Source organism: Thioclava sp. NS-SX20, from assembly GCF_057380695.1.
On the sequence record NZ_CM170816.1, the window covers coordinates 1,630,133 to 1,646,639 of the forward strand.

The window sequence follows — 16,507 nt, forward strand, 5'->3', positions numbered from 1 at the left end:
TGATGAAACGACGAGAAAGCGGCCCTTCGGGGTCGCTTTTTTAATGGCCGAAAGGCACCTGCCGTCTCGGGCCAGGCCACATCATGCCCGCCCTGCGAAAACGGTAAAAGAGGCGCGGCACGCGGACATAAAAAACCCCGCCGCGTGCCATGCACGGGCGGGGCATCTTTGGGATGCAGAGACGGGATTATTCGTCCATCAGCCGCGAGACCACAACCGTCACCTCGGGCTTCTTGCCGATCTCTTCCAAAGAGCAGGTACGGGCCTGACGACGCAGCAGATCCTCGATCTTGTCGTCATCGCCCAGCACCTTACCCGGCGCGCGGTCCAGCGCCTCGGTCAGCTCCTGCTCCAGCACCTCCTCAAGCGCGATACCGGAACGGCCCTTCGGCGGCAGGCCCATCGTTTCGACCCACGGATCGCCCAGCGGGCCGCCATCCTCGTCGATAATCACGTTGACCATGATATGACCGTTCAGCGCCATCCGGATCCGTTCGCGCACGACCCCGTCCAGCGCGCCAATCAACACGGTGCCGTCCAGATACAGGCGGCCCGTCTCGATATATTCCACCACCTTCGGAGTGTCGCCCGCCAGATCCAGCATGGTGCCGTTGGTCGCAATTTCCGAGGCAATCCCCTTCGACTGCGCCAGTTTCATATGCTCGCGCAGATGGCGGTGTTCGCCATGCATCGGGATCAGCATCTTCGGGCGCAGCAAGTCATGCACCGCTTCCAGATCGGGGCGGTTGGCATGGCCGGAGACGTGATAGAGGCCGCCGCGATCACCGATCACCTCGACCCCCATCTCCGAAAACGCGTTCATGATCTTGATAACGCCGATCTCGTTGCCGGGGATGGTTTTCGAAGAGAAGAGGAACGCATCGCCCTCTTTCATCTCCAGCCCCAGATATTTGCCGCGCGACAGTGCCGCCGAAGCCGCGCGCCGCTCGCCCTGCGAGCCGGTGACGATCAGCATCAGGTTCTCGCGCGGGATCTCGGCGGCTTCTTCCGGCTGGATCACCGAAGGGAACCCTTTCAGCACGCCGGTCTCTTTCGCCGTCTGCACCATGCGTTTCATCGAACGCCCCAGCAGGCAGACCGAACGCCCTGCCGCCACGCCGGCATCCGCCAGCGTTTTCAGACGCGCAACGTTGGATGCAAAGGTCGTGGCAACAATCATGCCTTCCTGCATCTGGATCAGCTTGGTCAAAGGCTCGATCAGGGTGGCTTCGGATTTGCCCGGAAGATGGCTGAAAATATTGGTGGAATCACAGGTGAGCACCTTGATGCCCTCGCCTTCCTGCGCGATCTCGTGCCACATATTCACATCGAAGGGTTCGCCCACGATGGGATTGGCATCCAGCTTGAAATCGCCCGAATGCACCACACGGCCCGCAGGCGTGTCGATGATCAGCGCCGAGCTTTCGGGGATCGAATGCGAGATCGGCACGAATTGCACCTTGAAGGGGCCTGCCTCGATCACCTCGGGGCGCGGCTCGACCACGGTCACCTGCGTGTTCACCCCGTTCTCGTTCAGCTTCTGCTGGCCCAGGCTTGCGGTGAAGGCACGGGCATAGACCGGCTTGCGCAGTTTCGGCCAGAGGAAGGGCAGCGCGCCGATATGGTCCTCATGGGCATGGGTGATGAAAATCGCCTCGATCCGGTCGGCATTGTCTTCCAACCAGCCTGCATCGGCCATGATCAGGTCGACCCCGGGCGAACCGTCCATATCAGGGAAAGTCACGCCCAGATCGACAACGATCAGCCGTTCCGCCCCTTCGGGACCATAGCCATAGACATAGGCATTCATCCCGATTTCGCCTGCCCCGCCCAGCGGGAGATAGATCAGCCTGTCGCTCATGCGGTTGCCAGCCCCTTGTTATAATCGTGTATCAGTCGCAGCCCGTGAATAGTTAGGTCGTACTCGACACTGTCAAAGAGATCAAACCCTTGCTCGAAAAGTTCTGCAAGACCACCCGTGGCGATCACTTTCATCGGGCGGGCACGTTCCAGCCGGATCTGCCGCACGATGCCTTCGACAAGGCCGATATAGCCCCAAAAAACACCGGATTGGATACAGGCGACCGTATTCGTGCCTACGGCCTTTTCCGGCATGGTCACATCGACATGCGGCAGCGCCGCCGCAGAGGCATGCAACGCCTCAAGCGACAGGTTCACGCCGGGCGCGATCACCCCGCCGATATAGGCCCCATCGGGGGCCACCACATCGAAGGTGGTTGCCGTGCCGAAATCGACAACAATCAGGTCACCCCCATGCCGGTCGAACCCCGCCACGGTATTCACCAGCCGGTCCGGCCCGACCGTAGTGCCGATATCCACGCGCGGCGCAACCGGCAACAGGCATTCGGGCTTGCCCACCACCAGCGGGCGACAATCGAAATAGCGGCTGGCCAGAACCCGCAGGTTGAAGACCACCCGTGGCACGGTCGAGGAGATCACCACTGCCCCGATCCGCACTTTCATATCATGCAGCATCATCAGCGAGGTCAGCCAGACATAGTATTCGTCCGCCGTGCGCTTGTGATTGGTCTCGATGCGCCAAGTGCTCAGAAACTCGGTGCCGTTCCAGATCGAGAAAACCGTATTGGTGTTCCCGCAATCAATACAGAGAAGCATCGCGCCCCCCTTTCAGAAAAAGATATCGGCGGCGGAAATGGCCATGCGCCCGTCGGCACCGGCCAGAATCATCGCGCCGCTTTCGTCGATCGTTTCAAAAATGCCCTCATGGGTCTCGGTGCCCGTTCTGGCGCGGATCTGCGTGCCGATCCGTGCCGCGCGCGCCAGCCATGCCGTGCGGATGGGCGCAAAGCCATAGGTGCGGAACTGGGTCGCGAAGCGTTCGAACGCGGGGGCAAGATAGGCGAGGAACTCGTCGGGCGTGGGGGCAAATCCCAGCGTTTCACGCAGGCTGATGGGGGCAATGGCCCCTGGCTCGACACTTGTGCCGGGCGGTGCCCCTGCCAGATTGACGCCCACCCCGATGCACAACCATGCCTCCGGTCCCTGCCCGATGGTTTCGAGCAAGATCCCCGAGACCTTGCCACCATTCAGCAACACGTCATTGGGCCACTTGATCGCCAGATGCGCTTGCGGACCGGCAACCTGACACAACGCCTCGTCCAGCGCCAAGGCCGTCACAAAGGAATACAGGGCCGCCTGCGCCGGTTCGACGCCCGGACGGAACAGGTAGCTGGCCGAGAAATTGCCCGCTGGCGCGATCCACGGGCGACCACGCCGCCCGTGACCTGCGGTTTGTTCATGGGCCAGAATCCACACAGGCCCCGCTTGATGCGGAGCCATGCGGGACGCCTCACTCATCGTGCTGTCCACCCGAGGCAGGGTCTTGCGGGCCACTGCCTCGGGCCAGTGCGGTAGGTCAGTGGACAAGTGCTGCCGCTGCCGCTTGCGCGACGCCCTCGATGCCGAAGAGATTGATCGAACCGGCCACCATGAGGATCCCCGAACCGATCAGCAACACGCGCTGCGGCGTGGCGATACGCTTGTCGATGCCCAGCTCTTCCTCGTCACCGAAATACATATAGTAGACGATGCGCAGGTAATAGAAGGCCGCAATGGCAGAGCCGACCACCGCAAAGACCGCAGGCCAGACATAGCCTGCCTCGACAGCGGCCACGAGCACCGAGAACTTGGCCCAGAAGCCCATCATCGGCGGCACACCGGCCAGCGCGAAGAGCAGGATCAACAGCGCCCATGCCCGCATCGGACCACGGCGCGCCAGCATGCTGAGCGCTTTGATATCGGTCACCGGCTGGCCATCGCGTTCCATCGACAGGATAAAGGAGAACATGCCGATATTCATCGTCACATATACCGCCATATAGAGCAGCATCGCCGCGACGCCCTGCTCCGTGCCTGCCATCAGCCCCAGAAGCGCAAAGCCCATATGGGTGATCGAGGAATAGGCCATCAGACGTTTGATATTGGTCTGACCGATCGCTCCGATGGAGCCCAGCATGATCGAGGCCACCGACAACAGCGCCACAACCTGACCCCATTGCGCCGTAACGCCGCCGAATGCATCAAACAGCAGACGCGCGAAGAGCGCCATCGCCGCCACTTTCGGTGCGGTTGCGAAGAAGGCGGTGATCGAAGAGGGCGAGCCCTCATAGACATCCGGCGTCCACATATGGAACGGCACTGCCGACACTTTGAAGGCCAGACCGATCATCATGAAGACCAGCCCGAAGAGCACGCCGACGGGGATCTCGCCGGCATGGACCACCGACAGGATCCCCGCGAAATCGGTTGTACCGGCGAAGCCATAGGTCAGCGACGCACCGTAAAGCAGGATCCCCGAGCTGAGCGCGCCCAGCACGAAATATTTCAGACCGGCTTCCGAGGACCGCGTGCTGTCACGGCGCAGCGCGGCAACCACATAAAGCGCCAGCGACTGCAGCTCCAGCCCGATATAGAGCGACATCAGGTTGCCCGCCGAGACCATCATCATCATCCCGACGACCGCCAGCGTGATCAGCACCGGATATTCGAAGCGCATCAGGCCGCGACGCTCCTGATAATCCGCCCCCATCGCCAGCACCCCTGCCGCCGACAGCAGGATAAGCACTTTGGCAAAGCGCGAGAACCCGTCCTCGATGAACAGCCCGTTAAAGGCCACATTGTTCACGTTGGAAAGGCCGATCAGCAGTGCGAACAGCACGAGGATCGCCACCGTCAGCCACAGGATGAACCCCGCGACCTTGTCCTTGCCAAGCCAGACGCCACCCAGAAGTGCCGCCATCGCGTAAAGCGACAGCATAAATTCCGGTATCACCGTGGTGAAATCCGTAGAAGTCATTGTTGGCTCTCCTTACTGCACGAGCACGCCGGCAGCGGCGAGTTCGGCATGGTAGTTAGCGACCAGTTTGGCCACGGTCGGTCCGATGATATCGGTCAGGAAGCTGGGATAGATCCCGAGAAGCAGCACGATGAAGACCAGCGGCACGACCATTGCGTATTCGCGCGCATCCAGATCACGCACCGCTTTCAGGCTCTCCTTGATGAGATCGCCGAAGAAGATCCGGCGATACATCCACAACCCGTAGGCCGCCGAAAGGATCACCCCGACCGTCGCCAGCGTGGCAACAACCGTATGCGCCTTGAAGGCACCGGTCAGCGCGAGGAATTCCCCCACAAAGCTGCCCGTCCCCGGAAGGCCCAGATTGGCCATCGTAAAGAACATGAAGAACAGCGCGTAGGTCGGCATCCGCTTGACCAGCCCGCCGAAAGCGGCCAGCTCGCGGGTATGCAGGCGTTCATAGATGATCCCCACACCAAGGAACAGCGCGCCCGAAACGAAGCCGTGGCTCAGCATGATATAGACGGCCCCGTCGATGCCCTGCTTGTTGAACGAGAAGATCCCCATCGTCACAAAGCCCATATGCGCGATGGACGAATAGGCGATGACCTTTTTCATATCGGTCTGCGCCAGCGCCACCAGCGAGGCATAGATGATCGCGATGACCGACATCCACAGGATGAAATCCGACATCAGGTTGGAGGCGACAGGGAACATCGGCAGCGAGAAGCGCAGGAAGCCGTAGCCGCCCATTTTCAGCAGGATCGCCGCCAGGTCGACCGAGCCCGCCGTCGGGGCCTGCACGTGCGCGTCAGGCAACCATGTATGCACCGGCCACATCGGGATTTTCACCGCGAAAGAGGCAAAGAAGGCAAGGAACAGCAGCGTCTGTACACCGCCCGGAATATTGATGCCCAGCACACTGAAGGCCTCCGACGAGAAGTCGTAGCTCATCAGGCTCGGGATATCGGTGGTGCCGGTAATCGCGAACATCCATGCAATCCCCACCAGCATGAGCACCGAGCCCGTGAAGGTGTAGAGGAAGAACTTGAAGGTCGCATAGACGCGGCGACGCCCGCCCCAGACACCGATGATCAGGAACATCGGGATCAGCGACGCCTCGAAGAAGAGGTAGAACAGCACGATATCGAGCGCGGTGAACACGCCCAGCATGAAGGTTTCCAGCACGAGGAAGGCAATCATGTATTCCTTCACACGGCGGTCATTGACCCATGCCGACAGAATGGTGATCGGCATCATGATGGTGATCAGCATCACGAAAATCAGCGAGATCCCGTCGATACCGACTTTGTAGTTCATACCCAGAATCCAGCTTGCCTGCTCGACAAATTGGAATTCGGTGTTTTTCGGATCATAGCCTGCCAGCAGGAAGAAGGACGCAAGAAGCGTCACCAGCGTGGCGGTCAGTGCAAACCATTTTGCGTTACGGTCTGCCGCCTCGGTGCCCCCGCGCATGACCACCGCAAGGATGATCGCCGACAGCGCGGGGATAAAGGTGACGATGGAAAGCAGGTTCTGCATTACTGCGACCCTCCGGCCAGAACGACCCAGAACATGAGCACCACGATGCCGATGACCATGGTGAATGCGTAGTGGAAGAGGTAGCCGGACTGCATCCGGCCAGCGAGGCGGGTCAGCGCAGGAATAACCTTGAACGCAAGCCCGTTGATGGCACCGTCAATCGTGGCTTCGTCGATTTTCTTCCAGAAGAAACGTGCGAGGCCCAATGCGGGACGGCGGAAGAGGAAGTCATAAAGCTCGTCGAAATACCACTTGTTCAGCAGGAACTTATAAAGCGGATACATCGACGCGGCCAGTTTGGCGGGCAGTTTGGGTTGAGCGATATACATCACCCACGCCACAACGAAGCCGATCAGCATTGCGATGAACGGCGAGACCTTGACCCATGCGGGGGCCTCATGCGCTTCGTGGATCACATGGTTCGCGGGAGAGATATACACAGCCGCTTCGCCAGTCGGACCCACAACAGGCATCTCATGCGCACCATCGGCGGCCTGACCTGCCTCGGTCGTCCCGGTGCCGGTTGCCACGGCCTCGACGGCAGGCGCCTCGACAGCGGCCACTTCATGGCTGGGCATATTGAAGAATTTGGCCATTTTCTCTTCGTTTCCGAAGAACGGACCATACCAGACCATCCCCGCCAGAATGGCCCCCAGACCAAGGATGCCCAGCGGCACGGTCATGACGGCTTTGCTTTCATGCGCGTGCTCATGCTTGTGCTTGTCACCGCGTGCGGTGCCGAAGAACGTCATGAACATCAGACGCCACGAGTAGAACGAGGTGAAGAGCGCGGCGATGACCAGCATCCAGAAGGCATAACCGCCCGCAGTACCTGCCCATGCGCTTTCCACGATCGCGTCTTTCGACAGGAAACCCGCAAAACCGATATGGGTCAGCGGAATGCCGACGCCGGTGATCGCCAGCGTGCCCACCATCATCGCCCAGAAGGTCAGCGGCAGTTTCTTACGCAGACCGCCATAGTTGCGCATATCCTGCTCGTGATGCATCGCGGTGATGACCGAACCGGCGCTGAGGAACAGCATCGCCTTGAAGAAGGCATGCGTCAGCAGGTGGAACATGGCAACCGGATAGACCCCGACGCCTGCCGCCACGAACATATAGCCCAGCTGCGAACAGGTCGAATAGGCGATCACGCGCTTGATGTCGTTCTGCACAAGACCAACGGTCGCGGCGAAGAAGGCGGTGGTTGCACCAAGGAAGACGATGAAGGATTTGGTTTCCGGCGCGAATTCGTAGAGCGGCGACATGCGGCACAGCAGGAACACGCCTGCGGTGACCATCGTGGCCGCGTGGATCAGCGCCGAAACGGGCGTCGGGCCTTCCATTGCGTCGGGCAGCCAGGTGTGCAGCAGAAGCTGCGCGGATTTGCCCATCGCACCGATGAAGAGGAAGATCGCAGCCAGCTCGACTGCATTCACCTGCACGCCCCAGAAATCGAGACGGCGCTCTGCCAGTTGCGGCACCATCTGGAAGATCGTGTCGAAATCGACCGAGGAGGTCAGGAAGAACAGCGCGAAAATCCCGATCAGGAAACCGAAATCGCCCACACGGTTGACGATGAACGCCTTGATCGCGGCGGCCCCTGCCGAGGGTTTCTTGTAGTAGAACCCGATCAGCAGATAGGAGGCCAAGCCCACGCCTTCCCAGCCGAAGAAGATCTGGATCAGGTTGTCGGCAGTGACCAGCGACAGCATCATGAAGGTGAAGAGCGACAGATAGGCGAAGAAGCGGGCCTTGTAATGCTCGCCCTCCCCGAAATTCTCGTCATGCGCCATGTAGCCGATGGAATAGACATGCACGAGCGCCGAGACGGTGTTGATCACGATCAGCATGATCGCGGTCAGACGGTCAAGGCGGATCGCCCAGGAGCTGTCGATATCGCCCGATTCAATAAAGCGGAACAGTTCGATATGCTGCGTCGGACCGTCAAAGCCCAGAAACACGACCCAGCTCAGCACGGCAGACAGGATCAGCAGGGCGGTCGAGACATACATCGCGCCCTTCTCGGTGATCAGCCGCCAGCCGAAGCCCGCGATAAGCGCGCCCAGAAGCGGCGCAAACAGAATGATCGTCGGCATCGCTTATCCCTTCATCATATTGACGTCGGACACGTCGATAGAGCCACGGTTACGGAAGAAGACCACCAGAATGGCAAGGCCGATCGCGGCCTCTGCGGCAGCCACCGTCAACACGAACATGGTAAACACCTGCCCCACCAGATCGCCCATATGGGTCGAGAAGGCGACGAGGTTGATATTGACCGAAAGAAGCATCAGTTCGATCGACATCAGAATGACGATGACGTTCTTCCGGTTCACGAAAATTCCGAAAATGCCGATGACGAACAGGATCGCCGCCACCCCCAGGTAATGCTCAAGTCCGATCATCGTTGTCCCTCCGGGTCATCGTCCCGTACTCCATCCGTCTTTGACAGGTCCTGCCTGCCGAATTCTTGCGCGCTCAGGCGTTTGGGGGCGCAGGTTCCCGCGCCCGATCTTTATCGCGGCAGGCTTAAAGCCCCTGCCCCGGCTTCACATCAACAAGCTTCAGCTGTGCTTTGGGGTCGCGCTGCATCTGCATCATCGGGTCCTGCCGCTTCACATCCACACGATGGCGCATGGTCAGCATGATCGCGCCGATCATCGCGACCAGAAGCACAAGGCTCGAGGCCTCGAAGAGATACAAATACTGGTCATAGATGATCATCCCCAGCGCGCGGGTGTTATCCACACCTTCCGGCGCGACAGCCGCCCGCAGCGAGGTCGCCTGATCCGAAATCTTCCATGTGCCAATCGCCCAGCCAAGCTGAACGAGGATCACGATGCCAATCAGCACGGCGATGGGCAGATATTTGACCATCCCGCTTTTGAGCGCCGAAAAGTCCACATCCAGCATCATCACCACAAAGAGGAACAGCACCGCGACCGCGCCCACATAGACGATGACCATCAGCATGGCGACGAATTCCGCGCCCATCAGAATGAACAGCCCCGCCGCCGAGAAGAAGGCCAAAATCAGCCACAGCACCGAGTGCACGGGGTTGCGCGCCAGCACAACCATCAGCCCCGACACCACCACGAGGATGGCGAAGAGATAAAACGAAAATACCATCATGCGTCATCTCCCGCAGATTCTTCTGCCTGCTCTGCAAAGACCGCTTTGGCGATCTCGAAGGCACGGCTCATGGCGGGCACCCCGCCAAACATGCTCATCTGGAAGATCGTCTCGGCGACCTCCCGCTGTGTTGCACCGGCCTCCATCGCGTGGCGGATCGTCAGCCGGATCTGGCCGTCGGCCTGCGCGCCCATGGCGGTCAGTGCCGCGAGGGTCAGCAGAAGACGTGTCTTCGCATCCAGACCATCGCGATTGAATGTATTGCCGAACCACATCTCCATCATGTCGCGCGACATGGTGGGGAAGTAGCTATCGAATGCCGCAGGATTGAAGCTCTCCAATGCGGGATTGAAGCGGCGGGCCATCTCGGCCCCCTGCTCCATCATCGTCTGGAAAAGTTTGGTGAAATCCTGCGTCATGGCACGTTACCTATAAGGGGCGTCGATTTCGATGTTACGGGCGATCTCGGCTTCCCAGCGCGCGCCGTTATCCAGAAGCTTTTCCTTGTTGTAGAACAGCTCTTCACGGGTCTCGGTGGAAAACTCGAAGTTCGGGCCTTCGACGATGGCATCCACAGGGCAGGCTTCCTGACAGAAGCCGCAATAGATGCATTTCGTCATGTCGATATCGTAGCGCGTGGTGCGGCGCGAGCCATCAGCGCGCGGCTCCGCATCGATGGTGATCGCCTGCGCGGGGCAGACGGCTTCGCACAGCTTGCAGGCGATGCAGCGCTCTTCCCCGTTGGGATAGCGGCGCAGCGCGTGTTCGCCACGGAAACGTGGCGATAGCGGCCCCTTTTCATGCGGGTAGTTCAGCGTGGGCTTCGGGCTGAAGAAATACCGCATACCGATGCCGAAGCCTTTGATGAAATCGACAAGCAGGAAGTATTTCGCGGCGCGGGCATAATCGAATGCCATATTAGCCTCCAATCGCGAAGCGGGCCCAGAAGGCACCAAGGATTTCGAATTTCGCCAGGAACGCGATGATCACGACCCAACCCAGCGACAGCGGCAGGAAGACCTTCCAACCTATGCGCATCAGCTGGTCGTAGCGATAGCGCGGCGTGATGGCTTTCACCATGGCGAACATGAAGAACCAGAAGACCATCTTCAGGAACATCCACAGCACACCATCGGGCAGACCGGGGATCGGCGACAGCCAGCCACCGAAGAACAGGATCGAGATCAGCGCACACATCAGCCAGATCGCGATATATTCGCCCGCCATGAAGAGCAGATAGGGGGTGGAGCTATATTCCACCATGAAGCCCGCAACCAGTTCGGATTCGGCTTCGGGAAGGTCAAACGGCGGGCGGTTCGTCTCGGCCAGCGCCGAGATGAAGAAGAGTGCTACCATCGGCAGATGCGGCAGCCAGTACCAGTTGAACAGACCGAAGGAGCCATCCTGGGCACGCACGATATCGCTTAGATTCATCGACCCCGTCGAGATGATGATCCCGATAATGATCAGACCGAGAGAGACCTCGTAGGAGATCATCTGTGCCGCCGAGCGCAGCGAGCCGAGGAAGGGGTATTTCGAGTTCGACGCCCAGCCGCCCATGATCACGCCGTAAACCTCGAGCGAGGAGATCGCGAAGACGAACAGGATCGCCACGTTGATATCGGCCAGCACCCAGCCATCGGCCATCGGGATCACGGCCCAAGCGAGGACCGCGAGCACCATCGACATCACAGGTGCGAGGAAGAACACGAATTTATCGGCACCGGCGGGAACCACGATCTCTTTGAGAACGTATTTCCCCGCATCGGCGAAGGTCTGGAACAGACCCCACGGACCGACAACGTTGGGACCGCGGCGCATTTGCACCGCCGCCCAGATCTTGCGGTCGCCATAGACCAGAAAGATCAATGCAACCATCACGAAGGCAATCAATGCGACCGCCTGCAGGAGGATGATCACGAATGTGCCAAAGGGTGTAGCGATAAACTCGGCCATGATGTTCCTCAGATCGCCTTCTCTTAAACCGTCGGGATGCCACGATCAGCGCAATCGGATACCGTCACTTCGGCATCGATGGTGCGCAGACCCCGCGGCAATGCGGGTGAAATTGTGTAAACGGCATCTGCCCGCCAGAGACCGTCCTTGTCGTCAAGGGTCGTGCGGATATGCCGCGCGAACCCGAAGCCCCTGATCAGGGAATATTGTGCCGCAGCGCAGGCCGCGAAATCGGTTGCCGCCTCGGCGGTTGCCCCCTTACCGCCCACGGATGCCCTGAATTCGACCAGATCATCCTGTAGCAGGCGGGTTTCAACCGGCTGGTAGGTCACGTCCCGATACGTCCCTTTTGCCGAGGCACAGGCCGACAGACCGACCAAAAGGCCGGTTGTGGCAAGCGCGATCTGGCAAAGGCTGGGGCGCATCGGGCGGGGTCCTTATTCAGCGGCCAGTTGGGATTTCGCACGTTCCTTGGCACCGGCGGAAAGCTCCGCCATCAGCACCGAAGCCCGTGCAATGGGGTTGGTCAGATAATAGTCGCGGAAGGGGGCACGGAAGGTCGCCTTGCCCATGTCGCGGATCTCGACCGGCGTCCAGTCGCTTTCGACAACCTCGTCCACGCGTGCGAGATGCGGCACGGCGGCCACCATCGCACGGCGCAGACCGGCCAGCGTATCCCAGCCCTGTTTCGCGCCCAGCTCGGCGGAAAGCGCACGCAGGATCGCCCAGTTTTCCTTCGCCTCACCCGGCGGGTAAGCAGCGCGGAAGGCAAGCTGCGGACGGCCCTCGGTATTGACGAACAGACCGTTTTCCTCGGTGTAGCAGGCGCTTGGCAGGATGATATCGGCGCGGTTCGCACCGCGATCGCCGTGGCTGCCCTGATAGATGACCAGCGGGCCACCCTCGGAACGCGGCGCGATCTCGACCTCATCGGCGCCGAGGTTATAGATCACCTCTGCACCCTCGATCGCCACCGGCAGACCGCCCATAGTGACAGCGCCCACATCCATCGCCCCCACACGGCCAGCCGCCGTATGCAGAACCAGAAGCTTCGAGTTGCTGTTTTCCGCAAGCTTCATCGCATGGGCCAGAACGGCCTCGCCATCCGCCTCGGACAGCGCCCCCTGCCCCACGATCACAAGGCTGGGTTTCTCTTTGGTCTCGTCCGAGATCTCGCGCGAGGACAGGCTTTCCAGCGCCGCGCGGTCGGTGCCGACATGGGCATAGTCATAGGTCAGATCGACAGCCTCACCGACCAGACCGATCTTCGCCCCATTCAGCCATGCCTTGCGCAGACGCGCATTCAGCACCGGCGCTTCGACGCGCGGATTGGTCCCGATCAGCTGGATCATCTTGGCATTGTCGATATCGGCAATGGTCGCATTGCCCACATAGGCCGAGCGGTTGCCAACCGGCAGACGCGCGCCATCGGTGCGGCATTCCACCTTACCGCCCTGCGCCTCGATCAGCTGTTTCAACGCGAAGGCCGCTTCGGTCGAGGCCAGATCGCCAACAAGGCCCGCAACCTTCTTGCCCTTGATCGCGGCTGCAGCCGCTTCCAGAGCCTCGGGCCAGCTGACGGGGGTCAGCTTGCCATCCTTGCGGATATAGGGCTTGTCCAGACGCTGGCGTTTCAGCCCGTCCCAGATATAGCGCGACTTATCGCCCAGCCACTCCTCGTTCACCGCGTCATTATTGCGCGGCAGGATCCGCATGACCTGACGGCCTTTGGTATCCACGCGGATGTTCGACCCAAGCGCATCCATCACGTCGATGGATTCGGTCTTGGTCAGCTCCCACGGGCGGGCGGTAAAGGCATAGGGCTTCGACACCAGCGCGCCAACGGGGCAAAGATCAACGATATTGCCCTGAAGATTGCTGTCGAGCGTCTGGTCCAGATAGGAGGAAATCTCGCTATCCTCACCGCGTCCGGTCTGGCCCATCTGGGTGATGCCCGCGACTTCCGTCGTGAAGCGCACGCAGCGGGTACAGGAGATGCAGCGCGTCATATGGGTTTCGACCAGCGGGCCGAGGTTCAGCTCGGTGGCCGAACGCTTGGGCTCGCGATAGCGCGAGAAATCGACGCCGTAAGCCACCGCCTGATCCTGAAGGTCGCATTCGCCGCCCTGGTCACAGATCGGGCAGTCGAGCGGGTGGTTGATCAGGAGGAACTCCATCACACCCTCGCGCGCCTTCTTCACCATAGGCGATTTGGTCTTCATGACCGGCGGCTGGCCTTCCGGCCCGGGGCGCAGATCCTTGACCTGCATCGCGCAGGAGGCCGTGGGTTTGGGCGGGCCGCCCACGACTTCCACCAGACACATCCGGCAGTTGCCCGCAATCGACAGACGCTCGTGATAGCAGAAACGCGGAACCTCGATACCGGCTTCCTCGCAGGCCTGCAGAAGCGTCAGGCTGCCATCCACCTCGTAATCGGTGCCATCAATATTGATTTTTCTGAGGTCTGCCATGTCACAATCCGTCAGTATGCTCGGGCGCGGCAATCCGCGCGGTGATATCTGTGCGAAGGGCCATCATTTACAGCCCCCCGGAAAGACCCAGGTTCCGTTGCTGAAACTGTCATCCAGCCCCGAATTGACCCCCTGCGCGCCACACCAGCGGCTGAGGACTTTCTTGGCCTCGGCCCCCTCATCGGCGGCGAAGGGCGCCCCGTCGCGCATGACGATCAGCCCCGAAGGCGATTGCGCGATCTGGTACCCCGCAGGCACCGCACGCGCCGCGCCATCCACCAGTGCATCCGGACCATCAAGAGGCTTGTCGCCACATGCCGCAAGCGCCAGAAGCGCACCGGCAAGGACAGCCCCGCGGGCGATATGAGGGAAGCTCAGGGTCATTCTGCCGCAAACGCCCCCATGCGACCGGTCTTACGGGCCTTGATCCGGTCTTCGATCTCTTCACGGAAGTTACGGATCAGGCCTTGGATCGGCCAAGCCGCCGCGTCGCCAAGGGCGCAGATGGTGTGGCCTTCGACCTGTTTGGTGACCGATTGCAGCATGTCGATCTCTTCGATCTCGGCATCGCCGGTCACCAGACGGTCCATCAGGCGGCTCATCCAGCCGGTGCCTTCACGGCAGGGCGTGCATTGGCCGCAGCTTTCGTGATGGAAGAATTTCGACAGGCGCGCCACCGCTTTGATGACATCGGTGTTCTGGTCCATCACGATCATGCAGCCCGTGCCGAAGACCGATTTCTTGTCGCGCATCCCGTCGAAATCCATGATCGCGTCTTCGCACATCGAGGCGGGCAGGATCGGGCAGGATGCGCCGCCCGGAATAACCGCCTTGAGGTTTTTCCAGCCACCACGGACACCGCCGCCATGTTTCTCGATCATCTCGCGCATCGACAGGCCCAGCGTCTCTTCGACAACGCAGGGCGTGTTCACATGGCCCGAGAAGCCGAACAGCTTCACGCCCACATTGTTGGGGCGGCCAAAGCTTGCAAACCACTCCGGCCCGCGACGCAGGATCGTGGGCGTTACCGAGATGGATTCAACGTTATTCACCGTGGTCGGGCAGCCATAAAGGCCCGCGCCTGCGGGGAATGGCGGCTTCATGCGGGGCATGCCCTTCTTGCCTTCGAGGCTTTCCAGAAGCGCGGTTTCCTCGCCACAGATATAGGCACCGGCCCCGTGATGCAGGAAGACATCGAACTGATAGCCCGAGCCACAGGCATTCGGGCCAAGGAAGCCCGCGTCATAGGCCTCGTCGATCGCGCGCTGCAGCGCCTCTTTCTCGCGGGTATATTCGCCGCGCTGGTAGATATAGGCCGCGCGCGCGCCCATCGCATAACCGGCAACCAGCGCCCCTTCGACCAGACAATGCGGGTCGTGGCGCATGATCTCGCGGTCCTTACAGGTCGCGGGCTCGGATTCATCGGCATTGATCACAAGGAAGGACGGACGGCCATCGGTTTCCTTCGGCATGAAGGACCATTTCAGACCGGTCGGGAAACCTGCACCACCACGGCCACGCAGCCCCGACGCCTTGATCTGGTCCACGATCCAGTCGCGCCCATTGGCCAGAAGACCGGCGGTATTATCCCAATGCCCGCGTTTCATCGCACCAGCCAGCGACTGGTCATACATCCCGTAGAGGTTGGTAAAGATCCGATCCTGATCTTTCAGCATGTCACTTTCCTCACTTCCCTGGCCCTTTGGCCGGCTGTTACCGGAGTTCCGGCGGCAGATGCGCCGTTCCGACCAGCGCGGTATTGTAATCGAGCTAACGCTCAGTAATCATTCGTCTTCGCGCGTGCAAGAAAGGCCTCTTTGCCTTCCTCCACAATCAGCTTGGCCTGTGCGACCCATTTATCCCGCGTGCAGCGCCCCTTGAAGCGCGGCACATTGGCATCGGCATAAGCCACCTGTGCAGGCCCCCAAGCCGCGATCTGCTCGTAATGCCAGATCCCCCAGCTGTTCAAGCGCTCTTCCAGTTTCGGCCCGATCCCCTCGATCAGTTTGAGGTCGTCGCCCTGCCCGTTCCGCGGTGCGGCAATCCCCTGCGGTGCCTCGCCCGGATCTGCGGCCCCCTCGGCGGGATCCGCCTCTTCGGCATCCTCCTCGTCCGGATCGACCCAGCCGGGCTGGTCCTTCTGGTGACGGATCCGGCTTTCCGCCGTGGCCGCGATGATATCGACCTTGTCCATATGCACCTTGGCCTGCGATTCTGCCGCGTCCAGACCGTCGGCCAGCTTTTCGCTCAACTCGGCGGCAGGCTCGCTTTTATGCGTATAGGCCACCACAGCGTCATGATTGACCGAATGCATCGGCGGGACGGCACGCGCCGCTTTGCCCACCTCGATTTCGGCCTCCTGCAGATCCAGTGTCCCGTCCATGAAGGCCCATTTCAGAACCCCGCGAAACAGCGACCCTGCCACGATCCCCAAAAACAGTGCCGCAAGAAAACCCGAGCTAAGAGTGAACAAGAAGACGATAACACCCAGAACAGCACCCCAGAGGGTCACTGTTTTCTGCGCTTGGCTCTTCATTTCGTTCATCATGCGCGTCAGGCCTTTCGG

The 16,507-nt window shown here is 60.6% G+C and carries 16 protein-coding genes; all 16 read right to left on the reverse strand.

Annotation, left to right across the window (positions count from 1 at the left end; genetic code table 11):
- Window positions 1-187 precede the first annotated feature (187 nt).
- On the reverse strand, window positions 188-1,861 hold the full coding sequence (locus tag AC2ISB_RS07945; RefSeq protein ID WP_406721004.1) for a ribonuclease J: 1,674 nt from the start codon (window positions 1,859-1,861) through the stop codon (window positions 188-190).
- Window positions 1,858-2,637, reverse strand: coding sequence for a type III pantothenate kinase (locus tag AC2ISB_RS07950; protein WP_339107697.1), 780 nt, complete (start codon window positions 2,635-2,637; stop codon window positions 1,858-1,860). Before AC2ISB_RS07950 ends, AC2ISB_RS07945 begins: the two co-directional genes overlap by 4 nt.
- 12 nt (window positions 2,638-2,649) lie before the next feature.
- On the reverse strand, window positions 2,650-3,408 hold the full coding sequence (locus AC2ISB_RS07955; protein WP_486574664.1) for a biotin--[acetyl-CoA-carboxylase] ligase: 759 nt from the start codon (window positions 3,406-3,408) through the stop codon (window positions 2,650-2,652).
- The gene (gene nuoN / locus AC2ISB_RS07960; protein WP_339107699.1) at window positions 3,398-4,837 is read right to left on the reverse strand and encodes an NADH-quinone oxidoreductase subunit NuoN; all 1,440 of its coding nucleotides are present in this window, start codon (window positions 4,835-4,837) and stop codon (window positions 3,398-3,400) included. The genes AC2ISB_RS07955 and nuoN overlap by 11 nt, the downstream gene beginning before the upstream one ends.
- 12 nt (window positions 4,838-4,849) lie before the next feature.
- Complete coding sequence (locus AC2ISB_RS07965; protein ID WP_339107700.1) at window positions 4,850-6,379, reverse strand: NADH-quinone oxidoreductase subunit M; 1,530 nt, start codon at window positions 6,377-6,379, stop codon at window positions 4,850-4,852.
- Window positions 6,379-8,478, reverse strand: coding sequence for an NADH-quinone oxidoreductase subunit L (gene nuoL / locus AC2ISB_RS07970; RefSeq protein WP_486574665.1), 2,100 nt, complete (start codon window positions 8,476-8,478; stop codon window positions 6,379-6,381). The genes AC2ISB_RS07965 and nuoL overlap by 1 nt, the downstream gene beginning before the upstream one ends.
- A 3-nt stretch (window positions 8,479-8,481) precedes the next feature.
- Window positions 8,482-8,787: an NADH-quinone oxidoreductase subunit NuoK gene (nuoK, locus tag AC2ISB_RS07975; RefSeq protein ID WP_339107702.1), complete on the reverse strand. Its 306-nt coding sequence runs from the start codon at window positions 8,785-8,787 to the stop codon at window positions 8,482-8,484.
- A 124-nt stretch (window positions 8,788-8,911) separates the two neighbouring features.
- On the reverse strand, window positions 8,912-9,514 hold the full coding sequence (locus tag AC2ISB_RS07980; protein ID WP_339107703.1) for an NADH-quinone oxidoreductase subunit J: 603 nt from the start codon (window positions 9,512-9,514) through the stop codon (window positions 8,912-8,914).
- Window positions 9,511-9,933 carry a carboxymuconolactone decarboxylase family protein gene (locus AC2ISB_RS07985; protein ID WP_339107704.1) on the reverse strand — a complete coding sequence of 141 codons (423 nt, stop codon included), beginning with the start codon at window positions 9,931-9,933 and terminating at the stop codon, window positions 9,511-9,513. Before AC2ISB_RS07985 ends, AC2ISB_RS07980 begins: the two co-directional genes overlap by 4 nt.
- 6 nt (window positions 9,934-9,939) lie before the next feature.
- Complete coding sequence (nuoI, locus tag AC2ISB_RS07990; protein WP_339107705.1) at window positions 9,940-10,431, reverse strand: NADH-quinone oxidoreductase subunit NuoI; 492 nt, start codon at window positions 10,429-10,431, stop codon at window positions 9,940-9,942.
- A 1-nt stretch (window position 10,432) separates the two neighbouring features.
- Window positions 10,433-11,470 (reverse strand): NADH-quinone oxidoreductase subunit NuoH, encoded by a 1,038-nt coding sequence (nuoH, locus tag AC2ISB_RS07995; RefSeq protein WP_339107706.1) that lies wholly within the window; start codon window positions 11,468-11,470, stop codon window positions 10,433-10,435.
- A gap of 23 nt (window positions 11,471-11,493) precedes the next feature.
- Window positions 11,494-11,895 carry a hypothetical protein gene (locus AC2ISB_RS08000; protein ID WP_339107707.1) on the reverse strand — a complete coding sequence of 134 codons (402 nt, stop codon included), beginning with the start codon at window positions 11,893-11,895 and terminating at the stop codon, window positions 11,494-11,496.
- Between the two features lie 12 nt (window positions 11,896-11,907).
- Window positions 11,908-13,941, reverse strand: a complete 2,034-nt coding sequence (gene nuoG / locus AC2ISB_RS08005; RefSeq protein WP_339107708.1) for an NADH-quinone oxidoreductase subunit NuoG — start codon at window positions 13,939-13,941, stop codon at window positions 11,908-11,910.
- A 63-nt stretch (window positions 13,942-14,004) separates the two neighbouring features.
- Window positions 14,005-14,325: a hypothetical protein gene (locus AC2ISB_RS08010; protein WP_339107709.1), complete on the reverse strand. Its 321-nt coding sequence runs from the start codon at window positions 14,323-14,325 to the stop codon at window positions 14,005-14,007.
- Window positions 14,322-15,617, reverse strand: a complete 1,296-nt coding sequence (gene nuoF / locus AC2ISB_RS08015; protein ID WP_339107710.1) for an NADH-quinone oxidoreductase subunit NuoF — start codon at window positions 15,615-15,617, stop codon at window positions 14,322-14,324. The genes AC2ISB_RS08010 and nuoF overlap by 4 nt, the downstream gene beginning before the upstream one ends.
- 101 nt (window positions 15,618-15,718) lie before the next feature.
- On the reverse strand, window positions 15,719-16,489 hold the full coding sequence (locus AC2ISB_RS08020; protein WP_486574666.1) for a hypothetical protein: 771 nt from the start codon (window positions 16,487-16,489) through the stop codon (window positions 15,719-15,721).
- Window positions 16,490-16,507: the final 18 nt, after the last annotated feature.